This is a genomic window from Nocardiopsis tropica (genome assembly GCF_042660575.1).
In the GTDB taxonomy this organism is placed as follows: Bacteria; Actinomycetota; Actinomycetes; order Streptosporangiales; family Streptosporangiaceae; genus Nocardiopsis; species Nocardiopsis tropica.
Map to the genome: position 1 here is coordinate 175,088 of NZ_JBHSUF010000013.1, position 26,275 is coordinate 201,362.

At 72.1% G+C, this 26,275-nt stretch carries 20 protein-coding genes and 1 tRNA gene; 16 read left to right on the forward strand and 5 right to left on the reverse strand.

The features are described from left to right. Positions 1–67 precede the first annotated feature (67 nt). The 7 genes from gnd (at position 68) to ACFQBR_RS21825 (ending at position 9,135) form a co-directional block, all read left to right on the forward strand. Positions 68–970, forward strand: a complete 903-nt coding sequence (gnd, locus tag ACFQBR_RS21795) for a phosphogluconate dehydrogenase (NAD(+)-dependent, decarboxylating) (RefSeq protein ID WP_267947357.1) — start codon at positions 68–70, stop codon at positions 968–970. 186 nt (positions 971–1,156) lie between these two features. Then, entirely contained in the window at positions 1,157–2,290 is a 1,134-nt protein-coding gene (gene recF, locus ACFQBR_RS21800; protein ID WP_267947358.1) for a DNA replication/repair protein RecF, read from the forward strand. 100 nt (positions 2,291–2,390) lie between these two features. Further along, on the forward strand, positions 2,391–2,897 hold the full coding sequence (locus ACFQBR_RS21805) for a DciA family protein (RefSeq protein ID WP_378554266.1): 507 nt from the start codon (positions 2,391–2,393) through the stop codon (positions 2,895–2,897). 486 nt (positions 2,898–3,383) lie between these two features. Next, on the forward strand, positions 3,384–5,321 hold the full coding sequence (gyrB, locus tag ACFQBR_RS21810; protein WP_267947359.1) for a DNA topoisomerase (ATP-hydrolyzing) subunit B: 1,938 nt from the start codon (positions 3,384–3,386) through the stop codon (positions 5,319–5,321). Positions 5,322–5,396: 75 nt separating this feature from the next. After that, positions 5,397–8,018 (forward strand): DNA gyrase subunit A, encoded by a 2,622-nt coding sequence (gene gyrA / locus ACFQBR_RS21815; RefSeq protein WP_267947360.1) that lies wholly within the window; start codon positions 5,397–5,399, stop codon positions 8,016–8,018. 107 nt (positions 8,019–8,125) lie between these two features. After that, positions 8,126–8,881 (forward strand): DUF3566 domain-containing protein, encoded by a 756-nt coding sequence (locus tag ACFQBR_RS21820; protein WP_344179178.1) that lies wholly within the window; start codon positions 8,126–8,128, stop codon positions 8,879–8,881. 180 nt (positions 8,882–9,061) lie between these two features. Further along, positions 9,062–9,135, forward strand: a tRNA-Ile gene (locus ACFQBR_RS21825). Between the two features lie 422 nt (positions 9,136–9,557). Here ACFQBR_RS21825 and ACFQBR_RS21830 read toward each other — a convergent pair. After that, positions 9,558–10,484, reverse strand: a complete 927-nt coding sequence (locus tag ACFQBR_RS21830; protein WP_267947362.1) for an alpha/beta fold hydrolase — start codon at positions 10,482–10,484, stop codon at positions 9,558–9,560. A 329-nt stretch (positions 10,485–10,813) separates the two neighbouring features. Beyond that, positions 10,814–11,569 (reverse strand): MerR family transcriptional regulator, encoded by a 756-nt coding sequence (locus ACFQBR_RS21835; RefSeq protein WP_344179175.1) that lies wholly within the window; start codon positions 11,567–11,569, stop codon positions 10,814–10,816. 286 nt (positions 11,570–11,855) lie between these two features. Here ACFQBR_RS21835 and ACFQBR_RS21840 point away from each other — a divergent pair, with 286 nt between their 5' ends. Beyond that, positions 11,856–13,973, forward strand: a complete 2,118-nt coding sequence (locus ACFQBR_RS21840) for an SMI1/KNR4 family protein (protein ID WP_344179173.1) — start codon at positions 11,856–11,858, stop codon at positions 13,971–13,973. Between the two features lie 120 nt (positions 13,974–14,093). On the opposite strand, the gene ACFQBR_RS21845 is transcribed toward ACFQBR_RS21840, so the two are convergent. After that, entirely contained in the window at positions 14,094–15,071 is a 978-nt protein-coding gene (locus tag ACFQBR_RS21845; RefSeq protein ID WP_267947365.1) for a LacI family DNA-binding transcriptional regulator, read from the reverse strand. 184 nt (positions 15,072–15,255) lie between these two features. Here ACFQBR_RS21845 and ACFQBR_RS21850 point away from each other — a divergent pair, with 184 nt between their 5' ends. From ACFQBR_RS21850 to ACFQBR_RS21885, 8 genes are all read left to right on the forward strand, one after another. Beyond that, entirely contained in the window at positions 15,256–16,077 is an 822-nt protein-coding gene (locus ACFQBR_RS21850) for an ABC transporter permease (RefSeq protein WP_267947366.1), read from the forward strand. Then, a complete protein-coding gene (locus tag ACFQBR_RS21855) occupies positions 16,074–16,871 on the forward strand; it encodes an ABC transporter permease (protein WP_344179170.1) in 798 nt (265 codons plus the stop codon). The genes ACFQBR_RS21850 and ACFQBR_RS21855 overlap by 4 nt, the downstream gene beginning before the upstream one ends. Next, complete coding sequence (locus tag ACFQBR_RS21860; protein WP_267947368.1) at positions 16,868–17,884, forward strand: ABC transporter ATP-binding protein; 1,017 nt, start codon at positions 16,868–16,870, stop codon at positions 17,882–17,884. Before ACFQBR_RS21855 ends, ACFQBR_RS21860 begins: the two co-directional genes overlap by 4 nt. Positions 17,885–17,967: 83 nt before the next feature. Further along, positions 17,968–19,029: an ABC transporter substrate-binding protein gene (locus tag ACFQBR_RS21865; RefSeq protein WP_267947369.1), complete on the forward strand. Its 1,062-nt coding sequence runs from the start codon at positions 17,968–17,970 to the stop codon at positions 19,027–19,029. An 83-nt stretch (positions 19,030–19,112) separates the two neighbouring features. Then, positions 19,113–20,237 (forward strand): adenosine deaminase family protein, encoded by a 1,125-nt coding sequence (locus ACFQBR_RS21870; RefSeq protein ID WP_344179167.1) that lies wholly within the window; start codon positions 19,113–19,115, stop codon positions 20,235–20,237. Positions 20,238–20,755: 518 nt separating this feature from the next. Then, positions 20,756–22,123: an MFS transporter gene (locus tag ACFQBR_RS21875; protein WP_267947371.1), complete on the forward strand. Its 1,368-nt coding sequence runs from the start codon at positions 20,756–20,758 to the stop codon at positions 22,121–22,123. Between the two features lie 211 nt (positions 22,124–22,334). Next, the gene (locus tag ACFQBR_RS21880) at positions 22,335–22,901 is read left to right on the forward strand and encodes a DUF1349 domain-containing protein (protein ID WP_344179164.1); all 567 of its coding nucleotides are present in this window, start codon (positions 22,335–22,337) and stop codon (positions 22,899–22,901) included. Positions 22,902–23,265: 364 nt separating this feature from the next. Next, positions 23,266–23,724: a DUF4383 domain-containing protein gene (locus ACFQBR_RS21885; RefSeq protein WP_267947373.1), complete on the forward strand. Its 459-nt coding sequence runs from the start codon at positions 23,266–23,268 to the stop codon at positions 23,722–23,724. Positions 23,725–23,794: 70 nt separating this feature from the next. On the opposite strand, the gene ACFQBR_RS21890 is transcribed toward ACFQBR_RS21885, so the two are convergent. Together ACFQBR_RS21890 and ACFQBR_RS21895 are read right to left on the reverse strand one after the other, a co-directional pair. Next, entirely contained in the window at positions 23,795–24,253 is a 459-nt protein-coding gene (locus ACFQBR_RS21890; RefSeq protein ID WP_344179206.1) for a hypothetical protein, read from the reverse strand. A gap of 17 nt (positions 24,254–24,270) precedes the next feature. Continuing rightward, positions 24,271–25,929 (reverse strand): catalase, encoded by a 1,659-nt coding sequence (locus ACFQBR_RS21895; protein WP_344179161.1) that lies wholly within the window; start codon positions 25,927–25,929, stop codon positions 24,271–24,273. Positions 25,930–26,275 lie beyond the last annotated feature (346 nt).

Genomic DNA, 26,275 nt, shown 5'->3' on the forward strand with positions numbered 1-26,275 from the left:
CCCGGCCCGCGGCTTCCGCCCCGGGCCGGTCGGCTTCCATCCGCAGGTGGCGAAGGGGAGTACAACGATGCAGATCGGCATGATCGGTCTCGGCAAGATGGGCGGCAACATGGCCGCCAGGCTCCGGGAGAAGGGCCACGAGGTCATCGGCTACGACGTCGCCTCGCAGGAGCGCGACGTCGACACCCTGGCCGAGCTGGTCGGCCGACTGGCCGCTCCGCGGACCGTCTGGGTGATGGTCCCCGCGGGGGAGCCCACCTCCGCCACCGTCGCCGAACTCGGCGACCTCCTGGAGGCGGGCGACCTCGTCATCGAGGGCGGCAACACCCACTACGTCGACGACCGCACCCGCGCCGAGGCCCTGTCGGCCAGGGGCGTCGGCTACGTCGACGCCGGTGTCAGCGGAGGGGTCTGGGGCCGTCAGAACGGCTACGGCATCATGGTCGGCGGCGCGGCGTCCGACATCGAGCGGGCGCGCCCGGTCTTCGACTCCCTCACCCCCGACGAGGGCGGCGGCTTCGTGCACGCCGGCGGCGTCGGCGCCGGCCACTTCGTGAAGATGGTCCACAACGGCATCGAGTACGGCATGATGCAGGCCTTCGCCGAGGGCTACGAGCTCATGGCCGCCTCCGACGTCGTGGACGACGTGCCCGGCACGTTCGAGAGCTGGCGCGAGGGCACGGTCGTGCGCTCGTGGCTGCTCGACCTGCTCTCCCGGGCCCTGGAGCAGGACCCGGACCTGGCGGAGCTGCGCGGCTACGCCCAGGACTCCGGCGAGGGCCGCTGGACGGTCCAGGCCGCCGTGGACCTCGCCGTCCCGGCCCCGGCGATCACCGCGGCGCTCTTCGCCCGGTTCGCCTCCCGCCAGGACGACAGCCCCGCGATGAAGGTCGTCGCCGCGCTGCGCAACCAGTTCGGCGGCCACGCCGTCACCAAGGCCGGCGCCGCCGACGACCACGACGAGCCCTAGGCCGTCGCCCCTCTCCCCCGGGCCCGAGGCGCCCGCGCCCCGGCACGGTCCGTGCCGTACGCCGCCCGCCCGGGTGCGGGGCTCCCGCACCGCTCCTCCCCGGGGACGCGCCTTCGTGCCCGTCCCCGGGACCACCGCACCCTTCTCCGCCCGAAGTCCGCGCTCCAGCCCCAGGAGGAAGGCCGGATGTACGTATCCCACCTGCAACTGGCCGACTTCCGCTCCTACGAGTCCGCGCTGCTGGAGCTGGCTCCGGGCGTGAGCGTGTTCGTCGGGTCCAACGGCCAGGGCAAGACCAACCTCGTCGAGGCGATCGGCTACGTGGCCACCCTGGGGAGCCACCGTGTCTCCTCCGACACCCCGCTGGTCCGCATGGGCGCGCCCCGCGCCATCGTCCGGGCCAAGGTCGTCCGTGACGACCGGTCCATGGTGGTGGACCTGGAGCTCAACCCCGGCCGCGCCAACCGCGCCCGGATCAACCAGGCCGCGGCCGGCCGGCCGCGCGACGTCCTGGGGATCCTGCGCACGGTGCTGTTCGCGCCGGAGGACCTGGCCCTGGTCAAGGGCGACCCCGGTGAGCGGCGCCGTTTCCTGGACGACCTCCTGGTGGCCCGCACGCCCCGCATGGCGGGGGTGCGCTCCGATTACGACCGGGTGCTCAAGCAGCGCAACGCGCTGCTCAAGTCGGCCTCCAGTCGCATGTTCAAGCAGCGCGCGGCGCCCGACCTGAGCACGCTGGAGGTCTGGGACGACCACCTGGCCGAGGCGGGGGCGGAGCTGCTGGCGGCGCGGCTGGCACTGGTGGAGGAGCTGAGACCGAGGATCGGTGCGGCCTACGCCGGGCTGACCGACTCGGGCGGGCCGGCGGTCCCCCATTACCGGAGCTCCGCGGCGCCGGAGGGCGCCGGGCTTCCCGAGGACCGCCCCCGGCTCGCGGACGCCCTTCGCGCGGCCATGGCGGAGGCGCGCGACAAGGAGCTCCAGCGCGGGATCAGCCTGGTGGGGCCGCACCGCGACGACCTCCACCTCCAGCTCGGCGACATGCCGGCCAAGGGGTACGCGAGCCAGGGCGAGTCCTGGTCGTACGCCCTCTCCCTCAAGCTCGCCGCGTTCGAGCTGCTGAGAGCGGACGGGGACGACCCGGTGCTGATCCTGGACGACGTGTTCGCGGAGCTCGACAGCGAGCGGCGCCGCAGGCTGGCCGAGCGCGTGCGCGACGCCGAGCAGGTCCTGGTGACCGCCGCCGTCGCCGAGGACATCCCCGAGGAGCTGGACGGGGCGCGGTTCGGAGTGCGCGAGGGGGCCGTCGAGGGTGAGTGACCACCGTCCACAGCCTGTGGACACGCCGGGCGGATCCCCGGGCCCCGGCCCGGGGGCGGGGGCATCGGTCCTCGGCGGGGGCGCGCTCCGTCCACAGGCTGTGGACGGAGCACTCCGGCCCCCCGACCCGGCTCCGTCCGCACCGTCCTCCCCGCCCGTCCCCGCGGCGCCCGCCGAGCCCGTGGCGTCCGGGGCCGACCTCGCGCGCCAGGCTCTCGCGAGGGCCAGGGCCGAGGCGCGCGACCGCGGCGCCGTCCCCCGCGGATCCCAGCGTTCGCGGAGGCGTGGCCGGATGCGGTCACGCAACGAGCCGCAGCTGTTCGGCGAGGCCGTGCGGACCTGGCTCATCGAGCACGGGTGGCAGGAACAGGTGGCGATCGGGGGCGTCTTCGGCCGCTGGTCGGACATCGTGGGCGAATTCAATGCCGAGCATCTGCGCCCCGAAAGTTATTCGGAGGGCGAACTGGTCGTGGTGGCCGATTCGCCGACGATGGCAGCCCACGCACGAGCGATGGTGCGCGATCTGATGCGCCGCCTCAACGAGGAGCTGGGCGACGGGACGGTCGTCGCGATCAAGGTCCGGGGCCCCGGTTTCCGGCGCCGCTGAACGGCCTTCCGGGCCTCCCGCTCCGCGGAGGGGGAGGCCCGGACCGTCCACAGGCTGTGGATAGCCGCAGGTGAACGCGGTCCTCCCGGGGGTGGTGTGCTACCGGGGGTACGTGGTGCGGGGTGCGCGATCCGGGGCGGGCGGCACGTCCCCGACGTCCGGCCCAACGCCACTGAAGCGCGCCGGGACTTGCGGGAGACCCCTCCCGCGTGTAGGGAGTCGGCTCCCTCCCTGAACGTTCGTTGTGATGCGGCACAGGGCCGCCAATGCCACTTTGTCGTACCGCGCGGGGTATCATGGAGACGGTTCTTCAGACGCCTGTAGCCGGTACCACGCCCCCAGGAGAGGGTGGGCGGACGGCCCGTGCGGCGAACGGTGATCCCCCAGGTGTCGCGGCATCTCGGCCCTTCGATCACCGTGCCGAGGGCCAACCGTCGTCCGCCCGGCCACGGCCGGCAGGCGTCCCCAGCAGGAGGGTGTTCCCACTTGGCCTACGACGCAGGTTCAATCACGGTTCTCGAGGGGCTTGAGGCAGTTCGCAAGCGCCCCGGAATGTACATCGGTTCCACCGGAGAGCGGGGCCTGCACCACCTTGTCTACGAGGTGGTCGACAACTCGGTCGACGAGGCGCTGGCCGGGCACGCCGACGCCATCGAGGTCACCCTGTTGGCCGACGGCGGGGTGCGGGTGGCCGACAACGGGCGCGGCATCCCGGTCGGCCTCCACCCCGTGGAGAAGCGCCCCGCGGTCGAGGTCGTGCTGACCACGCTCCACGCGGGCGGCAAGTTCGACGGCAAGTCCTACGCCGTCTCCGGCGGTCTGCACGGCGTCGGCGTCTCCGTCGTCAACGCGCTGTCCACGGCACTGGACGTGGAGATCCGCGTGCACGGCCACGTGTGGCGCCAGCACTACGAGATGACCGCGCCCACGGGCGAGCTCGTCAAGGGCGAGACGACCGACGAGACCGGCACCCAGATCACGTTCTGGCCGGACGGCTCCATCTTCGAGACGACGACGTTCACGTTCGAGACCCTCGCCCGCCGGATGCAGGAGATGGCCTTCCTCAACAAGGGGCTGTCCATCACCATCCGCGACGAGCGGCCCGAGCACACCGACGGCGGCCCGACCGTCAACACCTTCCACTACGAGGACGGCCTCTCGGACTACGTCCGCCACATCAACGCCAAGAAGGAGCCGGCGCACGCGTCGATCATCTCCTTCGAGGAAGAGGGCGACGGCATCGCGGTCGAGGTCGCCATGCAGTGGAACCAGTCGTACACCTCGTCGGTGCACACCTTCGCCAACACGATCAACACGGCCGAGGGCGGCACCCACGAGGAGGGCTTCCGCTCCGCGCTCACCACACTGGTCAACCGGTACGCCCGCGACCAGAAGCTGCTGCGGGAGAAGGACGACAACCTCACCGGCGACGACATCCGCGAGGGTCTGACCGCGATCATCTCGGTCAAGCTCGCCGACCCGCAGTTCGAGGGCCAGACCAAGACCAAGCTCGGCAACACCGAGGCCAAGTCCTTCGTCCAGAAGGTCACCAACGAGCACCTGCGCGACTGGTTCGAGCGCAACCCCGGCGAGGCCAAGGACGTCGTGTCCAAGGCCAGCCAGGCCGCCCGGGCCCGTGTCGCCGCCCGGCAGGCGCGCGACCTCACCCGTCGCAAGACCCTGCTGGAGACCACCTCCCTCCCCGGAAAGCTGTCGGACTGCCAGTCCACCAACCCGGAGGAGTGCGAGGTCTACATCGTCGAGGGCGACTCGGCCGGCGGCTCCGCCAAGGGCGGGCGCAACCCGCACAACCAGGCCATCCTGCCCATCCGCGGCAAGATCCTGAACGTCGAGAAGTCGCGGATCGACCGCATCCTCAAGAACAACGAGGTCCAGGCGATCATCACCGCCCTGGGCACCGGCATCCACGAGGAGTTCGACGCCGAGAAGCTGCGGTACCACAAGGTCATCCTGATGGCCGACGCCGACGTCGACGGACAGCACATCCGCACACTGCTGCTGACCCTGCTGTTCCGCTTCATGAAGCCCCTGGTCGAGGCCGGCAACGTCTACCTGGCCGCGCCGCCCCTGTACAAGATCAAGTGGGACCAGAAGGGCAGCGACGCGAGCTACGCCTTCTCCGACGCCGAGCGGGACCGGGTCATCGAGGCCGGGATCGCCGAGGGGAAGCGCGACCCGCGCCCGCGCGACATGGTGCAGCGATTCAAGGGCCTGGGCGAGATGAACGCCAACGAGCTGTGGGACACCACGATGGACCCCGACCGCCGGGTGCTGCTCCAGGTCAGCCTGGAGGACGCGGCCCAGGCCGACGAGATGTTCAGCGTGCTCATGGGCGAGGACGTCGAGTCCCGGCGCGCCTTCATCCAGCGCAACGCCAAGGACGTCCGCTTCCTGGACATCTAGAGGGACCGGGCCCGGGGCGAGGTCCCGGGCAGTGAACCACGCTCAACACAAGCTTCGTAGAAGGGATCGACATCCGTGACGGATGCGAACAACCCGGACGCCCCTGAGGGAGCGGACTCCACGGTGGAGGCGCTCCCGCGCACGACGGACCGGATCGAGCCCGTCGACATCCAGGTCGAGATGCAGCGCAGCTACCTCGACTACGCGATGTCGGTCATCGTCGGCCGTGCCCTCCCCGACGTCCGCGACGGCCTCAAGCCCGTCCACCAGCGCGTGCTCTACGCGATGTACGACGGCGGCTACCGCCCCGACCGCGGCTACTTCAAGTGCGCCCGCGTCGTCGGCGACGTGATGGGCAACTACCACCCGCACGGCGACAGCGCCATCTACGACACCCTTGTGCGCCTCGCCCAGTGGTGGTCCATGCGGATGCCTCTGGTCGACCCCAACGGCAACTTCGGCTCCCCGGGCAACGACCCGGCCGCCGCCATGCGGTACACCGAGTGCAAGCTCGCCCCGCTGGCCATGGAGATGCTCCGGGACATCGACAAGGAGACCGTCGACTTCCGGCCCAACTACGACGGCCGCTCCTCCGAGCCCGTCGTCCTCCCGGCCCGGTTCCCGAACCTGCTGGTCAACGGCTCCTCGGGTATCGCGGTCGGTATGGCCACCAACATCCCGCCGCACAACCTGCGCGAGATCGCCGACGGGGTCAACTGGTACCTCGACAACCCGGAGAGCGGGGACGAGGAGCTGCTCGACGCGCTGATCCAGCGCGTCAAGGGCCCCGACTTCCCGACCCGCGGCCTCATCGTCGGCAAGCGCGGCATCGAGGAGGCGTACCGCACCGGTCGCGGCTCCATCACCATGCGCGCCGTGGTCGAGGTCGAGGAGGACCGCCGGGGACGCCAGACCCTGGTCATCACCGAGCTGCCCTACCAGGTCAACCCGGACAACCTCGCCCTGAAGATCGCCGACCTCGTCAAGGACGGCAAGATCACCGGCATCGCCGACGTCCGGGACGAGAGCAGCGGCCGGACCGGCCAGCGGCTGGTCATCGTGCTCAAGCGCGACGCCGTCGCCAAGGTGGTCCTCAACAACCTCTACAAGCACACGCAGCTCCAGGAGACCTTCGGCGCGAACATGCTCGCGCTGGTCGACGGCGTGCCGCGGACCCTGCGCCTGGACCAGATGATCCGCCACTGGGTCAAGCACCAGGTCGAGGTCATCGTCCGGCGCACCAAGTACCTGCTGCGCAAGGCCGAGGAGCGGGCCCACATCCTGCGCGCGCTGCTGCGCGCCATGGACCGCATCGACGAGGTCATCAACCTCATCCGGGCCAGCGCCTCCGCCGACGAGGCGCGCACCGGCCTGATGAGCCTCCTGGAGATCGACGACATCCAGGCCCGCGCGATCCTCGACATGCAGCTGCGCAAGCTCGCCGCGCTGGAGCGCAACGCCCTGACCGCCGAGTACGACGAGCTGATGTCCCAGATCGCCGACTACAACGACATCCTCGCCTCGGACGTCCGCCAGCGGAGCATCATCCGCGAGGAGCTCAGGGAGATCGTCGAGAAGTACGGCGACGAGCGGCGCACGCACATCATCCCGTTCGAGGGCGACATGCGCATGGAGGACTTCATCGCGGAGGAGGACGTGGTCGTCACGATCTCCCGCGGTGGATACGCCAAGCGCACCCGCATCGACAACTACCGGGCGCAGAAGCGCGGGGGCAAGGGCGTGCGCGGCGCCCAGCTCAAGCAGGACGACATCGTCCAGCACTTCTTCGTCACCACCACCCACCACTGGATCCTGTGCTTCACGAACCAGGGCCGGGTGTACCGGACGAAGGCGTACGAGCTGCCGGAGGCGGCGCGCGACGCGCGCGGCCAGCACGTGGCGAACCTGCTGCCGTTCCAGCCGGGCGAGGAGATCGCGCAGATCATGGCGCTGCGCGACTACGAGGCCGCGCCCTACCTGGTGCTCGCCACCCGTGAGGGCCTGGTCAAGAAGTCCCGCCTGGAGGACTTCGACTCGGCGCGCGCGGCGGGCATCATCGCGATCAACCTCCGCGACGAGGACGAGCTGATCGCCGCCCGCCTGGTCTTCCCCGACGACGACCTGCTGCTCATCTCCAGCGACGCCCAGGCGATCCGCTTCCCGGCCTCCGACGAGTCGCTGCGGCCGATGGGCCGGGCCACCAGCGGTGTGATCGGCATGCGGTTCCTGGAGGGCGACTACCTGCTCAGCATGGACGTCATCCGCCCGGACGACGGTTCCACCGACGTCCTGGTCGCCACCGAGAACGGCTACGCCAAGCGCACCCCCTCCGAGCAGTACCCGGTGCAGAACCGGGGCGGCAAGGGCGTCCTGACGGCCAAGGTCGTCGAGGCACGGGGCAAGCTGGTCGGCGCCATGATGGTCGACCCCGAGGTGGACGAGATCTTCGCGATCACGTCCGGGGGCGGCGTCATCCGCACCGGGGCCGCCGAGGTCAAGCAGTCGGGCCGCACCACCATGGGCGTCCGTCTGATGAACCTCGACAAGGGCAACAAGATCGTGGCGGTGGCGCGCAACGCCGAGGCCGCGGAAGAGGCCGAGGCCGACGCCGTCGCCGCCGAGGTGGCGGAGGCCGCCGAGGCCACCGCCGACACGGACGGAAACGCGGTCGACGGGGATCGCAACCCTGAGGCCTAGACTGCGCGTTAAGCCCGATAAGGACCGTGGGGTTCGCTTCGCGAACCCCACGGGGTCCGAGCGCCTCAAACACCCGTTCTCAACGAAAGTCCAGCGGTAACGTTTCTATGTCTGACAACCAGCGGAACACCACCACGAACGAATCCGACTCGGACACGGCAGGAACCGCCGGGGTCGAGGACATGGAGACGGCCGAGAGGGACACTGTCGGGGCGGAGGTCACCGGGACCGCCGGGACGCTCGCGAGCGAGGGCGTCGAGGAGTCCGGAGACGACGCGAAGGCCCCCGCCGAGCCCGAGGCGGAGCCGGAGTCCGGGAAGGCCCCGGCTGCGGTCGAGGAGCCCGTCGCCCCCGTGTCCGCGCCGGCCGAGCCGGCGGAGGAGGAGCCCGTGACGGAGGACCGCGCTGAGGCGGGGGGAACGCCAGTGACCGAAACGAAGGCCTCGGTGCCCGAGGGCCCGAACGCCGTGAAGGCCACCTTGTCCAGCAGGAAGGCGCACCTGACGGTCTCCCGTGTGGAGCCCTGGTCGGTGATGAAGTTCAGCTTCGTCGTCTCCCTGGTCTGCTTCATCGTCCTGTTCGTGGCGATCGCCGTCATCTACGCGACGCTGTCGATGCTGGGCGTCTTCGAGGAGCTGACCAGCATGATCGACGCCCTCCTGGAGGGCGACGGCGGTGATGGCGAGCTCGGTCTGAACCCGGCCGCGTGGTTCTCGCCGGGACGCGTGCTCGGCTACACCGGTGTGGTCGGCGCGCTGAACATCGTGCTGATCACGGCGCTGTCCACCGTGGGCGCGATGGTCTACAACCTGGTCGCCGACCTGGTCGGCGGCGTGGACGTGACGCTGTCCGAGGCCGAGTAGGCCCTTGGCGCCGGCCCGGCCCTCCCCCGGAGGGCCGGGCCGAAGCGCGTACGGAGCACTCCCGGCCAGGGGTAAAATGGGAAGTGAAGAGGGGCGCGGAGGCCGCGTCTCCCTTCGCTTCCGTGTCAGGTATCCGGTTCGCCCGGGTGCGGTGGGTGCGGTAGAGTTTCCTCGGAACGAGGGCGTATAGCTCAGTCGGTTAGAGCGCATCCCTGATAAGGATGAGGCCCCAGGTTCAAGTCCTGGTACGCCCACCCACGAAAAGGCCCCCCGGTCACCCGGGGGGCCTTTTGCGTACTGCTGGAAAGTACGGCATCAGCTGCTCGTAGAGCCTTTATCCGGGCCGGTCCCATCCTCCGCCGATGCTTCCTCCGAGCCGCTCGAGCGCTTCCACCGTGCTGTCGTCGTGAACGTCGGTGTGCGGGTCCGCGGTCGGCCTGATCCGGCTGTGGCGGGGGATCCGCATCGACGGGTCGTCATGTCGCCGTGTCGACAAGCGGCCGTGTCGACAGGTGCCCTGATCGACACGCCGACCCGGGTGCGGAGGGCGGCGCGTTCGGCGGGGGCGGCCGCGCCGGCGTCCCCGGCGGGGGCGCGCCGCACACGCGGCGCGGTTCCGGCGGGGACGTTCCGGCCCGCCCGCCCGGCCGCGGCGCGGCCGGGCGGACGCCCGGCGTCAGGCGGCGGCCTGGTCCGTGACGCGCCGGACGGCCTCGACGGCGATCCCGGGCTGGTCGACGTGGATGTAGTGACCGCTCTCCTCGGCGGTGCTGAGCTCGCTGAGGCCGGAGACCCCGCTCCACTTCTCCTGGCCCTCGGCCCACACGCGCTCCAGGTCGGCGCCGTACTCGGGGATCTCCCCGAGGTACTGCACCCCGTGCTGGATGATCTCCGTCGGGATGTCCCCGGCGGAGCGCACCTCCGGGTTGCTCTCGATGACGATCTGCTCCGGGTTCTCACCCTCGAACACGGCGAGGTTCTGGGCGCGCACCTCGGCGCCCGGTCCGGTGGCCGTCTCGGGGATCACGCCGGTGATGTCGTCGAGCATCGTCGGGGACGTGGCGTCCAGCAGGACCAGTCCCGCGACCCTGTCCTGGTGGTCGGGGGCGTAGCGGGCGGCGATCAGCCCGCCCAGCGAGTGGCCGACCAGGACGACCGGGCCGTCGCCGGCGATGTCGTCGAGGACGGCGGTCAGGGTCTCGCCGACGTCGGCGATGCTCTGGGGGCCCTCCGGCTGGTCGCTCGCGCCCTCGCCGAACCGGTCGTAGGAGCAGACCCGGTCCCCGTCGCTCAGGGTCTCCTGGAGGTCGGCCATGGTGTCCAGCCCGTCGCCCATCCCGGCCATCAGGACGACGACCGGCCGGTCGTCCGCAGGGAGGCCGGAACAGGACACGTTCACGGAGCCGCCCCCGACCTCGAGCGTCTTGGTTCCCGTGAACAGCTCTCCGTCGGTCATCACGTCCTCGGCGGCGGTCTCCAGGTCGGTCCGGACCTCGTCCAGGCCGGACCGCACGTCGGAGAGCGGCCCGCATCCGGTGAGCGCCGTGACGGCGACGGTGCAGCACAGTGCGGTCAGGGCGGTCGCCCGGACGGTGCGGGGCATGGGGTCCTCCAGAGGAACGGGTTGAGGGGGCGGACGTCGCCAGGGGCGTCGGCGCCGTTCACCGCGGCACGGACCGCGCGGCCCGACGGAACGCGGCGACTGGGGAGAACGCTACGGACGCGGCGGGTCGGCGTCGTCACCACACGGTGGACACCTGCTTGTCGCTCGCACGGGGGACAGGGGCGGCCCCCGGACGGCACGGCCTCCGTTCACCTGCGCCGACAAGTCCCCGAGCCGGCAAGGCGCCGGGCCGACACGTCGATCCGTCCACTTGTCGACCCTCCCCGGCGGCGGGCACGCCTCCCGTGCCGCGCCGGGCGCGGGCGCCGTCAGGCCCCCTCGTCCCGCGAGGACGCGGGCGGGTCGTCCCGCAGGATCTTCCCCAGGCGCATCATGACGTCGACCTGGGCGGGGTTGTAGAGGTCCTTGAGCGCGGTCACGCTCGTCTCCGCGGCGTACCGGGGGCGCTTCGGCGCGATCCTGTTCAGGTCCCCCAGCACGGGGTGGTCGGCGAGGAGGCCGCGGACGGGGCCGGCGAGCCGCTCCGCCAGCTCGCGGCGCGTCTCCTCGTCGGCGTCCTCGGGCAGGGCGTCGAAATCGGACTCCTCCTCGACGACCCGGCGGTCCTTGAGCGCCTCGCTGTAGGAGCTCATCGCGGCGGGGTCCATCAACCGCGTCATGACGACGACGAACGAGCGGTCGGCCTCGCTCATGTCCACGTCGGCGGTGGCGAGCGCCATCTCGGGCGGGAGTTCGGTGGGCGCCGACTTGCGCAGGACCAGGGCCAGCTCCAGGCGCACCCGCTGGAGCCGCTCGATCGTGGCCTCCAGCTCGGCGTCCAGGCTCCGCAGCGCCTCGTCGGGGTAGGACTCGGCCTCGCCCATGTCGGCGATCTGGGCCAGGGAGAACCCCAGCTCCGACAGGCGCTTGATCCTCAGGACCCGTATCAGGTGCGCCACCCCGTAGCTCTTGTAGCCGTTGGAGCGCCGCTCCGGCTCCTCCAGCAGGCCCACCTCGTGGTAGTGCCGCACCGCCCGCAAGCTCGTGCCGGCGAGCTCCGCCAATTGCCGGGTGCTCCAGGCCATGCCCGTCCCTCCTCGAAGTTCGCGCCCCCCGGCGCGGACGCGCCGACGGTACCCATGGAAAACCATGCCCCTACGGCATGGTCAAGCCCAGCTGCCCAGCTGCCCAGCTGCCCAGCCGCCCCGCCGTCGCGGCGCCCGCCGGAGCGGCCGGGAACCCCGGAGCGGCCGTGTGTTCCGCGCGGCTCCGACTGTCGGCCCGCGCGCGTAGCCTTCCCCCGTCCCCGGGGCGCGGTCGTCCGCGCAGCCGGACAGCACCCCTCCCCTCCTCCCCTCACTTGGAGCCCTCATGCCGGAGCACATGCCCGCCCTCGTCTTCCTCACCGAACGGCAGAGGAGCGGGACGGGGCGGTGGACCTCCGACCACGGACTGGTCGTCGGGTTCGAGGCCGGTCCGGCCGTGCCGCTCGCCCGACTCGACTGGCGGGACGTCGACGGCGCCGAGGCGGTGATCGGGTTCGACCCCGGGATGACCGCCTTCGTCGGCCTGCGGGTCGCCGCGGACGGCACCTCCTACGAGTGGCGGGGCCGTCTGGTGCAGCGGACCTCGGCCGGCCCCCACCGCTTCCTGGTCGCGGGCGGCCGGGCGGACGAGGAGCTGCGCCTGCTCGTCGAGGACGGCGGGGCGCCGGTCTCGCGGTTCGGCTGGGCCGACCGCGAGGGCGGCGGCGGCTCGGTCCTCCTGCGCTCCGTGGACCTGGACGAGTCCGCCTCGATGGTCGAGATCACCGACCGGGTGCGCGAGGTGCGGGCGGGGAACGAGCACGCGAGGGCAGGCGAGGTCGCCCTCAACGTGCTCGACGCGACGGCCGCCAAGTGGCTCTCCTGGCGGGACGCCGACTTCCTGGAGTTCACCATGGAGGAGCCCGTCCGGGTCCGGCACTACGCGCTGGAGTCGGCCAACGACTTCGCCGACCGCGACCCCCGGGACTGGGTGCTCCAGGGCTCACAGGACGGCCGGACGTGGGTGGACCTCGACGCGCGCGCCGACGAGACCTTCCCGCAGCGGCACCACGCCCGCGACTTCCACGTGACCGGCGAGGCCTCCGAGGAGTCCTACCGGTTCCTGAGGCTGGAGATCACCCGCAACTCCGGCGGGGGCGAGACCCAGCTGTGCCGGGTCCGGTTCTTCTCCGGCAGGCGCTCGTACGAGGCGTTCACCGGCCACCGCTACGCGGCCGGGGAGGCGCCGGCGCCGTACGCGGGCATCGCCGCCGAGCTCGTGGAGGGCGCCCCGAACACCGTCGGGAGCTGGCGGTCCTTCCTCGCCGAGTACAGCGCCGACATGCTGCGGGTCCTGGAGCCGGGCGAGCTCGTGGAGACGACCGGCGAACAGCGCGCCGCGTCCTGGCTGGGCTACGAGGGCGCCTCCGAGGAGCGGATCGCGGCCCTGGAGGAAAGGCTCGGGACCCCGCTGCCGCCCAGTTACAGGTCGTTCCTCGGGGCCTCCGACGGCTGGACCAGGATGGGCATGTTCATGTACGCCCTCCTCTCCGCCGACGAGGCCGGCTGGGCGGACGACTTCCACGACGAGGCGATGCTCGACGAGGAGGAGCTGAGGGAGGACGGACTGGTCGGCCCGTTCCTCGTGGTCTCCGGCGCCAGCGACGCGCAGACCTGGCTGCTCGACGCGGGGGACGTCTCCCCCGACGGAGAGTGGGCGGCCTACGTGTGGGCGAGCTGGTACCCCGGGCTGGGCGAGCGCCACCGCTCCTTCGCGGACCTGGTCGTCGCCGAGCGCGCCTCGTTCGAGGAGCTGAGCGGGTCGGAGGGCCGGCCGGTGCGCCCGGAGGGCGCCGAGGACCTCCTGGCCCGGGGGCGCGCGGCGGCGCTGCGCGGCCGGGTGACCGACGCGATGGAGACCTTCCGCAAGGCCGAGGAGAAGGGGTCGGGCGCCGCCGCCTACCTCAGGGCGGTGCTCTCGGCCTTCCTCGACGTCAACGGGATCCACCACGAGCTGCGCGGACTCCTGCACCGGCCCCACGTGGTGGCCGAGGTCGGTGTCGGGCAGATCGAGTCCGAGGCCCTTCCGCTCTACCTGTACAGCGCCGGACTGGACGCCCACGGGAGCACGGCCTTCGCGGTCCGCGCGCTGGGCGGCGGGGCGACGGGATTCGAGCTGCCGTCGACCGACGAGGAGCGGGACGCCCTGCTCGCCTCCCGCCGGGCCCCGGAGCCGCCCGCCTTCGAGCGCGCCCTGGACCGGGCCCGCGGCCTGGTGGCGCGGGGTGCCGGCGACGAGGCCTGGGCCGTCATCGAGGAGGCGCTGGCCGAGTGGTACCCGGTCTCGCCGAACCGCGTCGCGCCGGTCGTCCTGCTCACCGACCCCGCCCTGCGCGGCGCGGTCACCCCGAGCCGGGCGCGCGAGGTGGTGTTCACCCCGCGCGGCGTCCACCCGGACGTCTGACCGGGGACGGGGCGCCCGGGGCGGGGCCGTCCTCCGTCCGGGCGCCGCAGGGTCCGCCACCGCCGCCGCGGTGGCGGACCCTGCGGCGCTCCGCGGCCGGGACGGGGAAGCCGTCCCGGGTCACGCGTCCACGGGCTCCGCGGTGTCGGGCCAGCGCACCGGCACGGGCAGGCGCCGGCGCTCGGCCGGGAGGGGGTGCCGGGGGTCGGCGGCGATCCGGGCGAGCAGCAGGTCCGCGGCCTCACGGCCGAGTTCGGCGCCGTCGACGTCGATGGCCGGTACGCCGCGCATCGCCAGGGACTCCACGACCATGCGCTCCGAGCTGACCGTGACGGGGCGTCCGGCGGGTTCGGCGGCCAGAGCGAACATCAGGCCCAGCCCGATGGCGGTCGCGTAGGGCACCACCGCGGTCGCGCCGGAGTCCCGCACGGAGGGCGCGACCGCCACCCCCGCGGCGAAGGTGGAGGGGTGGGGTCCCAGGACGGTCAGTTCGGCGCGGCCGGAGGCGGCGGAGGTGACGGCGGCCGTCCGCTGGCGGTCCTGCCAGGAGCCCGCCGGTCCGCCGACGTAGACGATCCGTTCGTGGCCGTCGTCCACCAGGCGCGACACCAGGAAGCCGAACGCGGTCGCGGTGTCGGCCACGGCCGAGGTCATCCCCTCGATCTCGCGGTCGACCAGCACGGTGGGCTTGAGCTCCCCCGCGGCGCGGACCACGTCGTCCGGTCCGCGCGGGGCCACGACGACGAAGCCGTCGACCTGGCTGGCCAGGCGGGTGAAGGCCCCCGGCGCGTCCGGGGAGTCCAGGGGGTGCACCGCCACGGTGAGTTGGAGGTCGGCCTCCCCCGCCCGTGCCTGGGCGCCGCCGATGATGGGCGTGAAGAAGCTGTTGTCGAGGGTGGGCACCACCAGGGCGACGATGCCGGTGCGTCCCCGCGCGAGCTGGCGTGCGGCGCGGTTGGGGACGAACCCCAGCTGCTTCGCCGCGGCCCTGACCCGGGCGGCGGTCTCGGGGGCCACCAGCTCCTCACGGCTCAGCGCGCGGGACGCGGTCGCCTTCGACACCGCGGCGAGCGCGGCCACGTCGGCCAGAGTGGGCACGGATTCGCCTCCAGGTCTCGTCGGTCAACCCTAGCCCGGTCGCGGGGCACGGGCTCGGCCACCGGGTCTCGCAGGTCGTTACACGGTGTTTACACGGATGATGCTGCGTGGACGCGTCTTCGCACCTTAGGGTGTGTGAAACCGGTTGTGCAACCGGTTTCATCACGCCCGAAGGAGGAAGGCCGTGCACTCACGCAAGTCGGCCCTCTTGCTCGTGCCCGGGTTGGCCTTCCTGCTCGTGGGGTTCCTCGTCCCGACGCTGCTGATGCTCTTCTCCCCGCCGGGCACGGGAGCTGCGGAGGTCTTCGCCCGGCTCGGCCGGATGCTCACGGACCCCTACGACCTGCGCATCATCTGGCGCACGGTCCGCCTGGGGCTGATCGTGACGGCGCTCTGCGTCGGGCTCGGGTTCCCGATCGCCTACCTGCTGGCCCGCTCCACCTCGCGCTGGGCGGGTGTCCTGCTCGCGCTCGCGATCTTCCCGCTGCTCCTCAGCAACGTCGTGCGCACCTTCGGGTGGCTGGTCATCCTGGGCGCGAACGGCGCCGTCGGCCAGGCCCTCGTCGCGACGGGACTCGTGGACAGGGCGCCGCAGCTGCTCTACACCGAGCTCGCCATCGTCCTCGGCCTCACCCAGCTGTTCCTGCCGCTCGCGGTCATCTCCTGCTACTCGGCGGTCGCCCAGGTCGACCCCGGCCTCGACGAGGCCGCCCGGGGGCTGGGCGCGGGCCGGGTCCGCACCTTCTGGAGCGTCGTGGTGCCGCTCTCCTCGCCGGGCATCGTCGTGGCGGCCACCCTGGTCTTCGCCGGCGCCGTCACCGCCTACACCACGCCCTACCTCCTGGGCGGCTCGGGCCAGCGCATGCTCGCCACCCAGCTCTACGCCTACTCCAGCGTCACGGTGGACTGGGCCTCGGCCTCGGCCACCGCGCTCGTCATGACGGTGCTCGTCTTCCTCGTCTCCGGCCTGTCCTCCGCCTTCGGCCGCAAGGGGGCCACAGCGTGAACACCCGCCGCCCCGTCGCCGCCGCGCTCGCGGTCGCCGGATACGTCGTCATGCTCGTGCCGATCCTGTTCGTGGTCGTCACCGCGTTCACCGCGGGCAGCACGCTCCGCTTCCCGCCGGAGGGGCTCTCCACCCGGTGGTTCGAGGAGGCGCTGGGCTACGAGCCCTTCCTCACCGCGCTCGTGTCGAGCCTCCAGCTGGCGGCGCTGGCCACCGCGCTCGCGCTGCTGATCGGCGTGCCCGTGGCCGTCGCGATCCACCGGGGCCGGATCCCCGGCAAGGGCCTGGTCGAGGGTCTGTTCCTGTCGCCGCTCATCGTCCCGGAACTGGTGGTGGGGCTCGCCCTCTACCAGCAGCTCATGATCGGGTTCGGGCTCGACAGCCTCACCGCGCTGACGCTCGGGCACACCGCGCTCATGGTCCCCTACGCGGTGCGCGTCACGGGGGCGTCCCTGGCGCTGGCCGACCCGCACGTCGAGGAGGCCGCCCGGGGGCTCGGGGCCTCGCCCCTGAGGACCTTCGCGACGGTGACCCTGCCGCTGCTGCGCCCGGGGATCTTCTCGGCCGCGCTCCTGAGCTTCGTCACCTCCTTCAACAACGTGCCGCTCTCCCTGCTGCTCCAGACCCGGGAGTTCCGCACCCTGCCCGTCACGATGCTCGACTACGTCCAGCAGAGCTACGACCCCATGGTCGCGGCGATGGCCACGCTCATCCTCGCGGGCACCGTCGTCCTCGCCGTCATCGCCGAACGCACCGTCGGCTTCGCCAAGATCTTCGGAGGTATCAACCGATGACCAGCGCTGCCGAGTTCGTCGGCGTCAGCCAGAAGTTCGGTGACTTCACCGCGGTCGACGACCTCAGCCTGACCATCGCCGAGGGGCGGCTCACGACGCTCCTCGGACCCAGCGGCTGCGGCAAGACCACGAGCCTGCGCATGCTGGCCGGGTACTCCAGGCCCACCGCGGGGACCATCCGGATCGCGGGACGGGACTGCACGCGCGTTCCGCCGGAACGGCGCGACCTGGGCATGGTCTTCCAGTCCTACGCGCTCTTCCCGCACATGACCGTCGCGGACAACGTCGGCTACGGCCTCAAGCTCCGCCGGGTCGCGAAGGAGGAGCGGCGGCGCCGGGTCATGGAGACCCTGGAGCTGGTGGGCCTGGCCCACCTCGCCGGGAACAGGCCGAAGAAGCTCTCCGGCGGCCAGCAGCAGCGCGTGGCCCTCGCCCGCGCCATCGCGATCCGCCCCAAGCTCCTGCTGCTCGACGAGCCCCTCTCCAACCTGGACGCGCGCCTGCGCGTGCAGATGCGGGCCGAGATCCGCCGCATCCAGGCGGAGACGGGCCTGACCGTCGTCCTGGTCACGCACGACCAGGACGAGGCACTGGAGATGTCCGACGACATGGTGCTCATGCGGGCGGGGCGGGTGATGCAGCAGGGACCGCCGCGCGAGGTCTTCCCCGCTCCGGCCAACCGCTTCGTCGCCGAGTTCCTGGGCTACGAGAACTTCCTCGCCGACGCCGAGGGCCGGACCCTCACGGTCCGGCCCGAGAACCTCCGCGTCGCCGCGGGGGCCGCGGACGCCGACGCCCCGGCCGGCCCCGGCGGGCTGCTCCTGCGGGGCACGGTGGCCCACATCGCCTACCGCGGGGCCGACCTCCTGGTCACCGTGGACGCGACCGACGACACCGGCGCGGCCGTGCGCCTGCTCTGCGACGTGCGCGGCGGTGCGGCCGAGGGCCTCTCGCCCGGGGGCGAGGTGACCGTCGACGCCCGGGAGGGCGCCCTGGTGCGCCTGCCCGACTGACCCCGTCCCCCGCGGACCGGAACCCCGGCCCGCTCCGAACCGCCCGGATCCGCCGGGCGTCCGGCGAGAGGAAACCGCACGCCATGTCCCACGCCATCCGCCGCCCCGGCCCGATCCTGACCGCGGGCGTCGCGGCCGCGGTCGTCCTCACCGGCTGCTCCTCCTCGGACGACGAGAGCGCGGACGCCCTCGTCGTGAGCACCTTCCCGTTCGGGGTGGAGGAGTTCCAGGAGGCCGTCGTCGACCCCTTCACGGAGGCGACCGGGATCGAGGTCGTCCTCGACACCGGCTCCAACTCCGACCGCCTCTCCAAGCTGGACCTGGAGGGCGGGGGCGGGTCCGACGTCGTCCTCATCTCCGACTACTACGCCGCCCTCGGCCAGGAGGGCGGGCTCTTCCAGGAGGTGGACGCCGAGCAGGTCCCCCACCTCGCGGAGATCGCCGACTTCGCCGTCGAGGAGGGCTACTCCGGTCCGGCGTACAGCTACCAGCTCAACGGCACGCTCTACAACACGGACGAGCTGGGGGCCGAGGAGGCCGCCGACTGGGGGCTCTACGGCTCCGAGGCCCACGCCGGGCGGCTGGCCCTGCCCGACATCTCGGTCACCGCGGGCCAGCTGATGGTCTCCGGTGTGGCCGAGACCTACGGCGAGGGCCCCTACGACATCGATACCGCCCTCGACACCCTGGGCGGCTGGGCCCCCGGCGTGCTCCAGTTCTACACGTCGACGACGGAGGTCACCAACCTCCTCGCCCAGGGCGAGATCGTGGCCGCCGACGCGCTGAGCGGCTTCGCGACGGAGATGGTCGCCGCGGGTGAGCCGGTCGCCTGGACCCCGCCCGCCAGCGGGTCCTACATGGCCACCAACCGGGCGATGATCCCCGTCGGCGCCGCGCACGCGGAGGACGCGCACGCCTTCGTCGACTACCTGCTGTCGCCCGAGGCCCAGACCGCCTCGGCCGAACTGGTCGGGGACATGCCGGTGCACCCCGACGCCACCGTGCCCGCCACGATCACCGACGTGGTCGGCGACGTCGCCGACGACCCGATCGCCGCGGGCTACGGGACCCTCGACCCCGCCGAGCTCGTCCCCACGCGCGGCGAGTGGGTCGAGCGCTTCGCCCGCGAGGTCACCGCGGGCTGAGAGCGCCGCCCACGGGCCCCGCGGCGCGATCCGCGCAGCGGGGCCCGACCCGTACCACCCGTTTCCAACCAGACCGGGAGCCCATGAACACCCCGCACAGCCTTCCCGCCGACTACGTCGCCAGGATGCCCAAGGCGGAGCTGCACTGCCACCTCATCGGGACCGTGCGCGCGTCGACCTTCGCCGAGCTGGCCAGGAGGGAGGGTCTCGACCTGCCGGCGGAGCCCGAGCGCGTGTACGCCGACATCAACTCGCTGCCGCCCGACCCCGACCTGTACCGGAACACGCGCATCCCCGTCCCCCAGGACAGGTCCCCCGACGAGCCGGAGGTGTCCTACTCGCTCTTCCAGGTCTCGCGCTGGGTCACGGAGGTGCTGCGCGACGCCGACGACCTGACCCGCATCGTCTACGAGGCCTTCGAGGACGCGCACCGGACCAGCTCCACCCGCCACCTGGAGCTCTTCTTCGACGCGCCGCCCGCGCACCTGGCCGGGCTCGGCTACTCGGGCTGCGTCGAGGCCTACGCCGAGGGCATCCGCATGGCCGAGCGCGACTTCGGCATGAGCGGCTTCCTGATCCAGGGCATCGACCGCAGCCGGAGCGGCGAGGACGCCCTCGCCCTGGTGCGGCAGGTGGTCGACCACCCGCACGAGTACGTCGCCGGGATCGGGCTCGACAACCTGGAGACCGCCGGACCGCCCGAGCGCTTCGCCGAGGCGTACGCCCTCGCGGGCCGGGCGGGGCTGGGACGCACCGCCCACTCCTCCGAGCACGTCCCCACCGCGGTCAACACCATCACCTGCCTCGACCTGCTCGGCTGCGACCGCATCGACCACGGCTACTACGTCCTGGAGGACGACGCCGTCGTGGAGCGGCTCCGCGAGCAGGGGGTCGCGTTCACCGTCGCCTCCACCACCTCGCGCCGCTCGTGGCGTCCGTGGCGCCGCGCCTCGATCCGCGCCATGCTCGACGCGGGGCTGAACGTCGTCCCCTGCTCCGACGACCCGGGGATGTTCCCGACGAGCCTGGCCGCCGAGTACCGGATCATGTCCGAGGACATCGGGGCGACCGCGGACCGGCTCCGCGCCATGACCCTGGCCGGGGTGGAGGCGAGCTGGCTCCCCGCCGACCGCAAGGCCGCCCTGCGCAGCCGGTTCGAGGAGGAGCTGGCGGCCCTGGACGACGAGTTCGGCCTGCCCCGGGTGTGACCCGGGCGGCGGGCGGGCGCGCACGCGGCCCGCGACGGCGGTTCCGCCCGGCCGGCGGACGCCGCCGGAACGCGGGAGCCGCGCACCGTCGGCGGCGGAGGGGCCCACCGGAGGAACCGGTGGGCCCCTCCGCCGTGTGGGGCCGCCGCGCCCCCTTCGCCGAGCCCCCTTCCCGGCGGTGCCGCGCCGACGGGCTCCGGGCCGCCGTTCCGGGAGGGCCGCGGGCGCCCTCCGGCCGGGGCTGGTTGTCCGCTCCGTGCCCAAATCCTCACCGACCGTTCGGTCAGGTTAGGGTCTCTCATCTGCGATAAAGGGACCCCCTTGTCAAAAGTGCCTTGAGTCACATGGCATGGTGTCCGTATGGTCTGTGTGCCCCGTCACGTCCCCGCGAAGGACGCGGACGACGTGTCCGGCGCGCGCGACCGCGCCCCGGACCGGTGACCGTCCTCCCGGCCACCGAGGGCCGAGCCCCTCAGCAGAACCCGACCCCCGGTCGGCAGAGAACCTACGGAGCAGCAATGGCACCTTCCGACCCCGCGGCCCCCGTGCCGGCCGACGCCGTCGAGACAAGGGAGCGCCGCCGCGTCCTGGCTGGCACCATGGTCGGCACGACCATCGAGTGGTACGACTTCTTCATCTACGCGCAGGCCGCCGGCCTGGTGCTCGCACCGCTGTTCCTCGCACCGCTGTCCGAGACCAGCCCCGCGGTGGCCCAGGTGCTCTCGTTCGCCACCATCGGCATCTCGTTCCTCTTCCGGCCGCTGGGCGCGATCGTCGCCGGCGCCCTCGGCGACAAGTTCGGCCGCAAGCAGGTGCTCGTCGCCACCCTCGTCATGATGGGCCTGGCCACCTTCCTCATCGGCGCCCTGCCCACCTACGCCCAGATCGGCGTGGCGGCGCCCGTCCTCCTGATCCTCCTGCGCATCCTCCAGGGCTTCTCCGCGGGCGGCGAGTGGGGCGGGGCCGCGCTGATGTCGGTGGAGCACGCGCCGACCGGGAAGCGCGGCTACTTCGGCGCCTACCCGCAGATCGGCGTCCCCTGCGGCATGATCCTCGCGACCTTCGTCGTCTGGGCGATCACCGTGGTCATCGGCCAGGAGGCGTTCCTGGCCTGGGGCTGGCGCATCCCGTTCCTGATGTCCTTCCTGCTGATCATCGTGGGCCACCTCATCCGCAAGTCCGTGGAGGAGTCCCCGGTCTTCAAGCTGATGCAGGAGCGCCGGGCCAAGGCCTCCGCGCCGCTGCGCCAGCTGTTCCGCGGCAACGCCAGGGAGGTCGTCCTCTCCGCGCTGATCTTCCTCGCCAACAACGCGGCCGGGTACCTCGTGATCGCGTTCCTCGCGACGTACGCGTCCCGCCCGGTGGAGGAGTTCGGCCTGGGCATGGAGCGCGGACCGGTACTGCTGGCGACCACGCTCGCCTCGTTCGGCTGGCTGATCTCCACCCTGTACGGCGGATGGCTCTGCGACCGGATCGGCCGGGTGCGCACCTTCCAGATCGGCTACGCGATGCTGGCCGCCTGGGCCGTGCCGATGTGGTTCATGATCGACACGGGCAACGTCCTGATGTACTTCGTCGCGGTCTTCGTGTTCACCCTCGGCATGGGCCTCAGCTACGGCCCCCAGTCGGCGCTGTACGCGGAGATGTTCCCCGCCGAGATCCGCTACTCGGGCGTGTCGATCGGCTACGCGCTCGGCGCCATCCTCGGCGGCGCGTTCGCGCCGATGATCGCGGAGCTGCTGCTGACCAGCTTCGACGCCTCGTGGACCATCGGCGCCTACATCGTGGTGGCCTGTGCCGTCTCCTTCGTCGCCGTCTCGATGGTGAAGGAGCCCATGGGCGTCGACCTGCACGTGGACGACGCCGAGCCCACCCCCGCCCCCTAGGCGCCAGGGGCGGAGGGCCGGTACGCCGGTCCTCCGCCCCTGAACCGCTTCCCCGCCCGGTCTCCCGGCCGCCTCATCTCTGTGTCGCCGTATCGCCCTGTCTCCCTGTCGCCGTGTCACTGTGTCGCCGTGTCGACCTGTGGACATGGCGATCCGTCCGCGTGGGAGCCCTCCCATAGACTTCTCGTCTCCCGACCCGAGAGGTGGCGCCGTGCTCCCCGAGATGACCTGGCTCAACGAACCTCCCCACTGGACCGAGGACGACGGCGTCCTCACGGTCACGACCGGAAGCCGTACGGACTTCTGGCGCCGGACCCACTACGGGTTCGTCCACGACGACGGGCACTTCCGGCACGCGACCGCGACCGGGGACTTCACCCTCCAGGCCACCTTCGGCGGATGCTACGAGGTCCAGTACGACCAGGTCGGCCTCATGGTCCGGGCGGACGAGGAGCACTGGGTCAAGGCGGGCGTCGAGTTCACCGAGGGCGCGCTCACCCTGAGCACGGTCCTCACCCGCGGCCACTCCGACTGGTCGGTGGTGCCGCTCGCGCACACCGGCGAGGTCACCCTCCGCGTGATCCGCACCGGCGACGCGCTCAACGTCCAGTACCTCGACGGCGACGCGGGCTGGCGCCTCCTGCGGCTGGGGTACCTGCCGCTGCCGGAGTCCTGCCAGGTCGGGGTCATGTGCTGTTCGCCCGAGCGGGAGGGGTTCCGGGCCGTCTTCCGCGACCTGACGCTCTCCGCCGAGATCCCCGGGGACCTGCACGCGTAGCGTCGCCCCCGCGGGACCGTTTGTCGACAGACCGACAGACCGACGACCGACAGACCGACAGACCGACGACCGACAGACCGACAGACCGACGACCGACAGACCGACGACCGACAGGGAGCCCCGGGGCGCTCGCGGCGTGTCCGCCGGGACGGTGCCGCCGACCGCGTGCCGCGGCGGAGGTCCCCCGGCGGGCGCGCCGTGTCCCCGCCCGGCTCCGGTCCCCGGGGCCTCCCGGGCAGGTGGGAGGCCTCGGGAACCGGGGTCTCCCGGGTGTGTCTTCCGCATCACTTCGGGTAGTGGGGGCGATACCCCTCGCCGGAAGGGGAGGGGCGGATGGGGCTAATCCGACCAATGTGGAGGAATCATGTCCGATCGGACTCCGACCCAGGGCGTGACCCGGCTGTCCCGGCAGCCGATCCGACTCGCCGCCCTCATCGTCGGCATCGTCTTCCTGCTGGTGGGGATCATGGGGTTCATCCCCGGTCTGACCACGAACACCGACCAGCTGCAGTTCGCCGGCCACCACTCCGAGGCGCACCTGCTCGGCCTCTTCCAGGTGTCGATCCTGCACAACCTGGTCCACCTGCTCTTCGGCGTGGCCGGGGTGGCGATGGCCCGCACCGCGGCCTCGGCGAAGCTCTTCCTCGTCGGCGGTGGCGTGATCTACCTGGTGCTGTGGCTCTACGGCCTGGTGATCGACTTCGACAGCGCCGCGAACTTCGTGCCGCTCAACGACGCCGACAACTGGCTCCACCTGGGCCTGGGGGTGGGCATGATCGCCCTCGGCCTGCTCCTGGCGCCCTCGCGCAGGGCCCGGCGCTAGCCGGAACGGGCTCACACGACGGGCCCCGGCCCCCGACGAGGGGGCCGGGGCCCGTCGCGGTCCCGGCGGATCAGCTCCGGTCGAGCCACTCGTAGGCGGCTCCGGCGGCGCAGGCGTAGACCGCGTGGTGCAGCAGGTCCAGGCCGATCTCCCCGGCCCCCCACCGCCAGGCGGGAGGCGCCGCGCCGGTGGCCGGCAGGACGACCTGCTCGCCTCCCCACACCGCGGCCAGGTGGACGGCCGCCGCTCCGGGACCGCGCAGGCCCGCGGCGCCGAGCAGCCCGCGGACCGCTCCCCAGGAGGTCCCGTAGCCCCAGTGGACGAGGGCGCCGAACCTGCGTCCGCCCGCGTCGTCCCTCGGCCTGACGCCGAGCAGCCTCCCGGCGGCGTCGGCCGGGGCCGAGCTGTCGGCGCGGCCCCGCAGCCGTGCCTCGACCGTGCTGGACACGGTCATGGCGGCGGTGCCGACCAGCCCTGCCAGCAGGCCCCGGCCGACGGCCGACGAGGCGTTCCCGAGGGCCCTCCCCATGTCCACGGCCGCCGCCCTCAGCGCTCGACCACGTGCCGGGTGTTGGGCACGCAGTGGGTCATGGTCAGCCCCGACACGTCGCGGGCCCCGTTCCGGCCCAGGCGGCCCAGGCGCTCGCGGTCCTCCCCGGTCAGGTCCTGGCTCTGGAGCGGCTTCAGGTGGGACACGTCCTCGGGGCCGATGCCCAGTCCCTCTCCGACGCGCAGTCCCAGGTCGTCCTCGACCAGGAGGAAGTGCCAGACCATGCGCTCCTGGATCGGGCGGTCGCACTGGGAGAGCAGCGTCGTGAAGTTGTGGACGAGGTCGTCCCGCTCCCACTGCTCCATCAGGAGGTAGCGCTGGCCCGCCTGCTTGTAGTCGTTGGTACGGGAGATGCGCGCCCGCGTGAGCTTGCCCCGGATCTCCGGGCCCTGGTCGTCGTGCGTGGGGTACTGCCCCTCGCGCAGGCCGCCGGTGATGGAGGGCTCGTAGTTGACGTGCGGGTTCTCCCCGGCGGGGTCCTGGTAGTAGTTCATCTGGCCGTCGCGCTGGTTGGTCCGCACGTTCGCGTTCCTGGCCTGGTTCACCGGGAGCTGGAGGTAGTTGGGCCCCACACGGTAGCGCTGGGTGTCGCTGTAGGAGAAGGTGCGCCCGACGAGCATCTTGTCGTCGGAGAAGTCCAGGCCGTCCACGAGGACACCGGTGCCGAAGGAGATCTGCTCGTTCTCGGCGAAGTTGTTCGCGACGTTGCGGTCGAGCACGATCCTCCCCACCGGCTTGGGCGGGAAGTCCTGCTCCGGCCACGTCTTGGTGTCGTCCAGCGGGTCGAAGTCCAGTTCGGGGTGCTCGTCGTCGCTCATCATCTGCACGAGCAGCTCCCACTCGGGGTGGTCGCCGCGTTCGATCGCCTCGTGCAGGTCCTTGGTCGCGTGCCCGGTCTCGGTCGCCTGGATGTTGGCGGCGTCGGCCTCGGTCATGCTCCGCACGCCCTGCTTGGGCATCCACGTGTACTTGACCAGGACCGTGTTCCCGGTGGCGTCGACCCACTTGTAGGTGTTGACGCCGAAGCCCTGCTGGTGCCGGTAGTCCGCGGGGATGCCGCGCGGGCTGAACAGGTTGACCAGCATGTGCATGCACTCGGGTGTCTGCGACATGAAGTCGAAGATGCGGTTGGGTTCCTGGCGGAAGGTGACCGGGTCCGGTTTGAGGGCGTGGATCACGTCCGGGAACTTGATGGCGTCGCGGATGAAGAACACCGCGAGGTTGTTGCCCACCAGGTCCCAGTTGCCGTCCTCGGTGTAGAACTTGATGGCGAATCCGCGCGGGTCGCGGGCGCACTCCGAGGAGTCCCGGCCGCCGATGACGGTCGAGAAGCGCAGTGCCACGTCGGTCCGCTTGCCCTTGCCCTGGAAGAGTTTGGCCCGCGTGTAGCGGTCGATCGGCTCGTCCCCCCACGTGCCGTAGGACTCGAAGTAGCCGAACGCGGTCGCGCCGCGGGCGTGCACCACCCGCTCCGGGATGCGCTCCCGGTCGAAGTGGCTGATCTTCTCCAGGAACTGGTAGTTCTCCAGGGTCGCGGGCCCCCGCTCGCCGACCGTGCGCTGGTTCTGGTTGTCGTAGACAGGGTGTCCCTGCCTGTTCGTGAGCACCTCGCGGTCGTCGCCGGGAAAGGAGCCCTGGCTGGATACGTCGGTCATGTGACTGGTCCCCCGCCTGTCGTCATGATGTGTCCCTCACAGCCTCGCACCTGCCCGACTCCGGGCCCGCTAACGCAGGGCAAAGGCATTTCTTACCGGGCGGAGGGCGTGTCGGGACCGTCCCTCCGGCCGGAGGCCGCGGGCGGGAGGCGCGGTTCCCGCCCGCGCCGACCTCCGTGTTTCACGTGAAACATCCGGACGTCCGGGCCCGTGGAACCCCAGCCCCAGGCGAGTTCCATGACTGTCCCATGAGCGGCGTGTCCTCCCCCGCCGCCGCCCGCGCCTCGCGGACGGTGGAGCCGTGTGCCCGCGGGTCAGCGGGAGAGGTCGACGGGCCCGCGGGGCC

What these genes read in the sequence shown, in the direction of transcription:
- ACFQBR_RS21820 (WP_344179178.1), top strand. Translation starts at nt 8,126, where the DNA reads ATGTCTGACAACCAGCGGAACACCACCACGAACGAATCCGACTCGGAC.
- recF (WP_267947358.1), top strand. Translation starts at nt 1,157, where the DNA reads ATGTACGTATCCCACCTGCAACTGGCCGACTTCCGCTCCTACGAGTCC.
- gnd (WP_267947357.1), top strand. Translation starts at nt 68, where the DNA reads ATGCAGATCGGCATGATCGGTCTCGGCAAGATGGGCGGCAACATGGCC.
- ACFQBR_RS21830 (WP_267947362.1), bottom strand. Translation starts at nt 10,484, where the DNA reads ATGCCCCGCACCGTCCGGGCGACCGCCCTGACCGCACTGTGCTGCACC.
- ACFQBR_RS21865 (WP_267947369.1), top strand. Translation starts at nt 17,968, where the DNA reads ATGTCCCACGCCATCCGCCGCCCCGGCCCGATCCTGACCGCGGGCGTC.
- ACFQBR_RS21870 (WP_344179167.1), top strand. Translation starts at nt 19,113, where the DNA reads ATGAACACCCCGCACAGCCTTCCCGCCGACTACGTCGCCAGGATGCCC.
- ACFQBR_RS21885 (WP_267947373.1), top strand. Translation starts at nt 23,266, where the DNA reads ATGTCCGATCGGACTCCGACCCAGGGCGTGACCCGGCTGTCCCGGCAG.
- ACFQBR_RS21875 (WP_267947371.1), top strand. Translation starts at nt 20,756, where the DNA reads ATGGCACCTTCCGACCCCGCGGCCCCCGTGCCGGCCGACGCCGTCGAG.
- ACFQBR_RS21835 (WP_344179175.1), bottom strand. Translation starts at nt 11,569, where the DNA reads ATGGCCTGGAGCACCCGGCAATTGGCGGAGCTCGCCGGCACGAGCTTG.
- ACFQBR_RS21890 (WP_344179206.1), bottom strand. Translation starts at nt 24,253, where the DNA reads ATGGGGAGGGCCCTCGGGAACGCCTCGTCGGCCGTCGGCCGGGGCCTG.
- ACFQBR_RS21840 (WP_344179173.1), top strand. Translation starts at nt 11,856, where the DNA reads ATGCCGGAGCACATGCCCGCCCTCGTCTTCCTCACCGAACGGCAGAGG.
- ACFQBR_RS21860 (WP_267947368.1), top strand. Translation starts at nt 16,868, where the DNA reads ATGACCAGCGCTGCCGAGTTCGTCGGCGTCAGCCAGAAGTTCGGTGAC.
- ACFQBR_RS21895 (WP_344179161.1), bottom strand. Translation starts at nt 25,929, where the DNA reads ATGACCGACGTATCCAGCCAGGGCTCCTTTCCCGGCGACGACCGCGAG.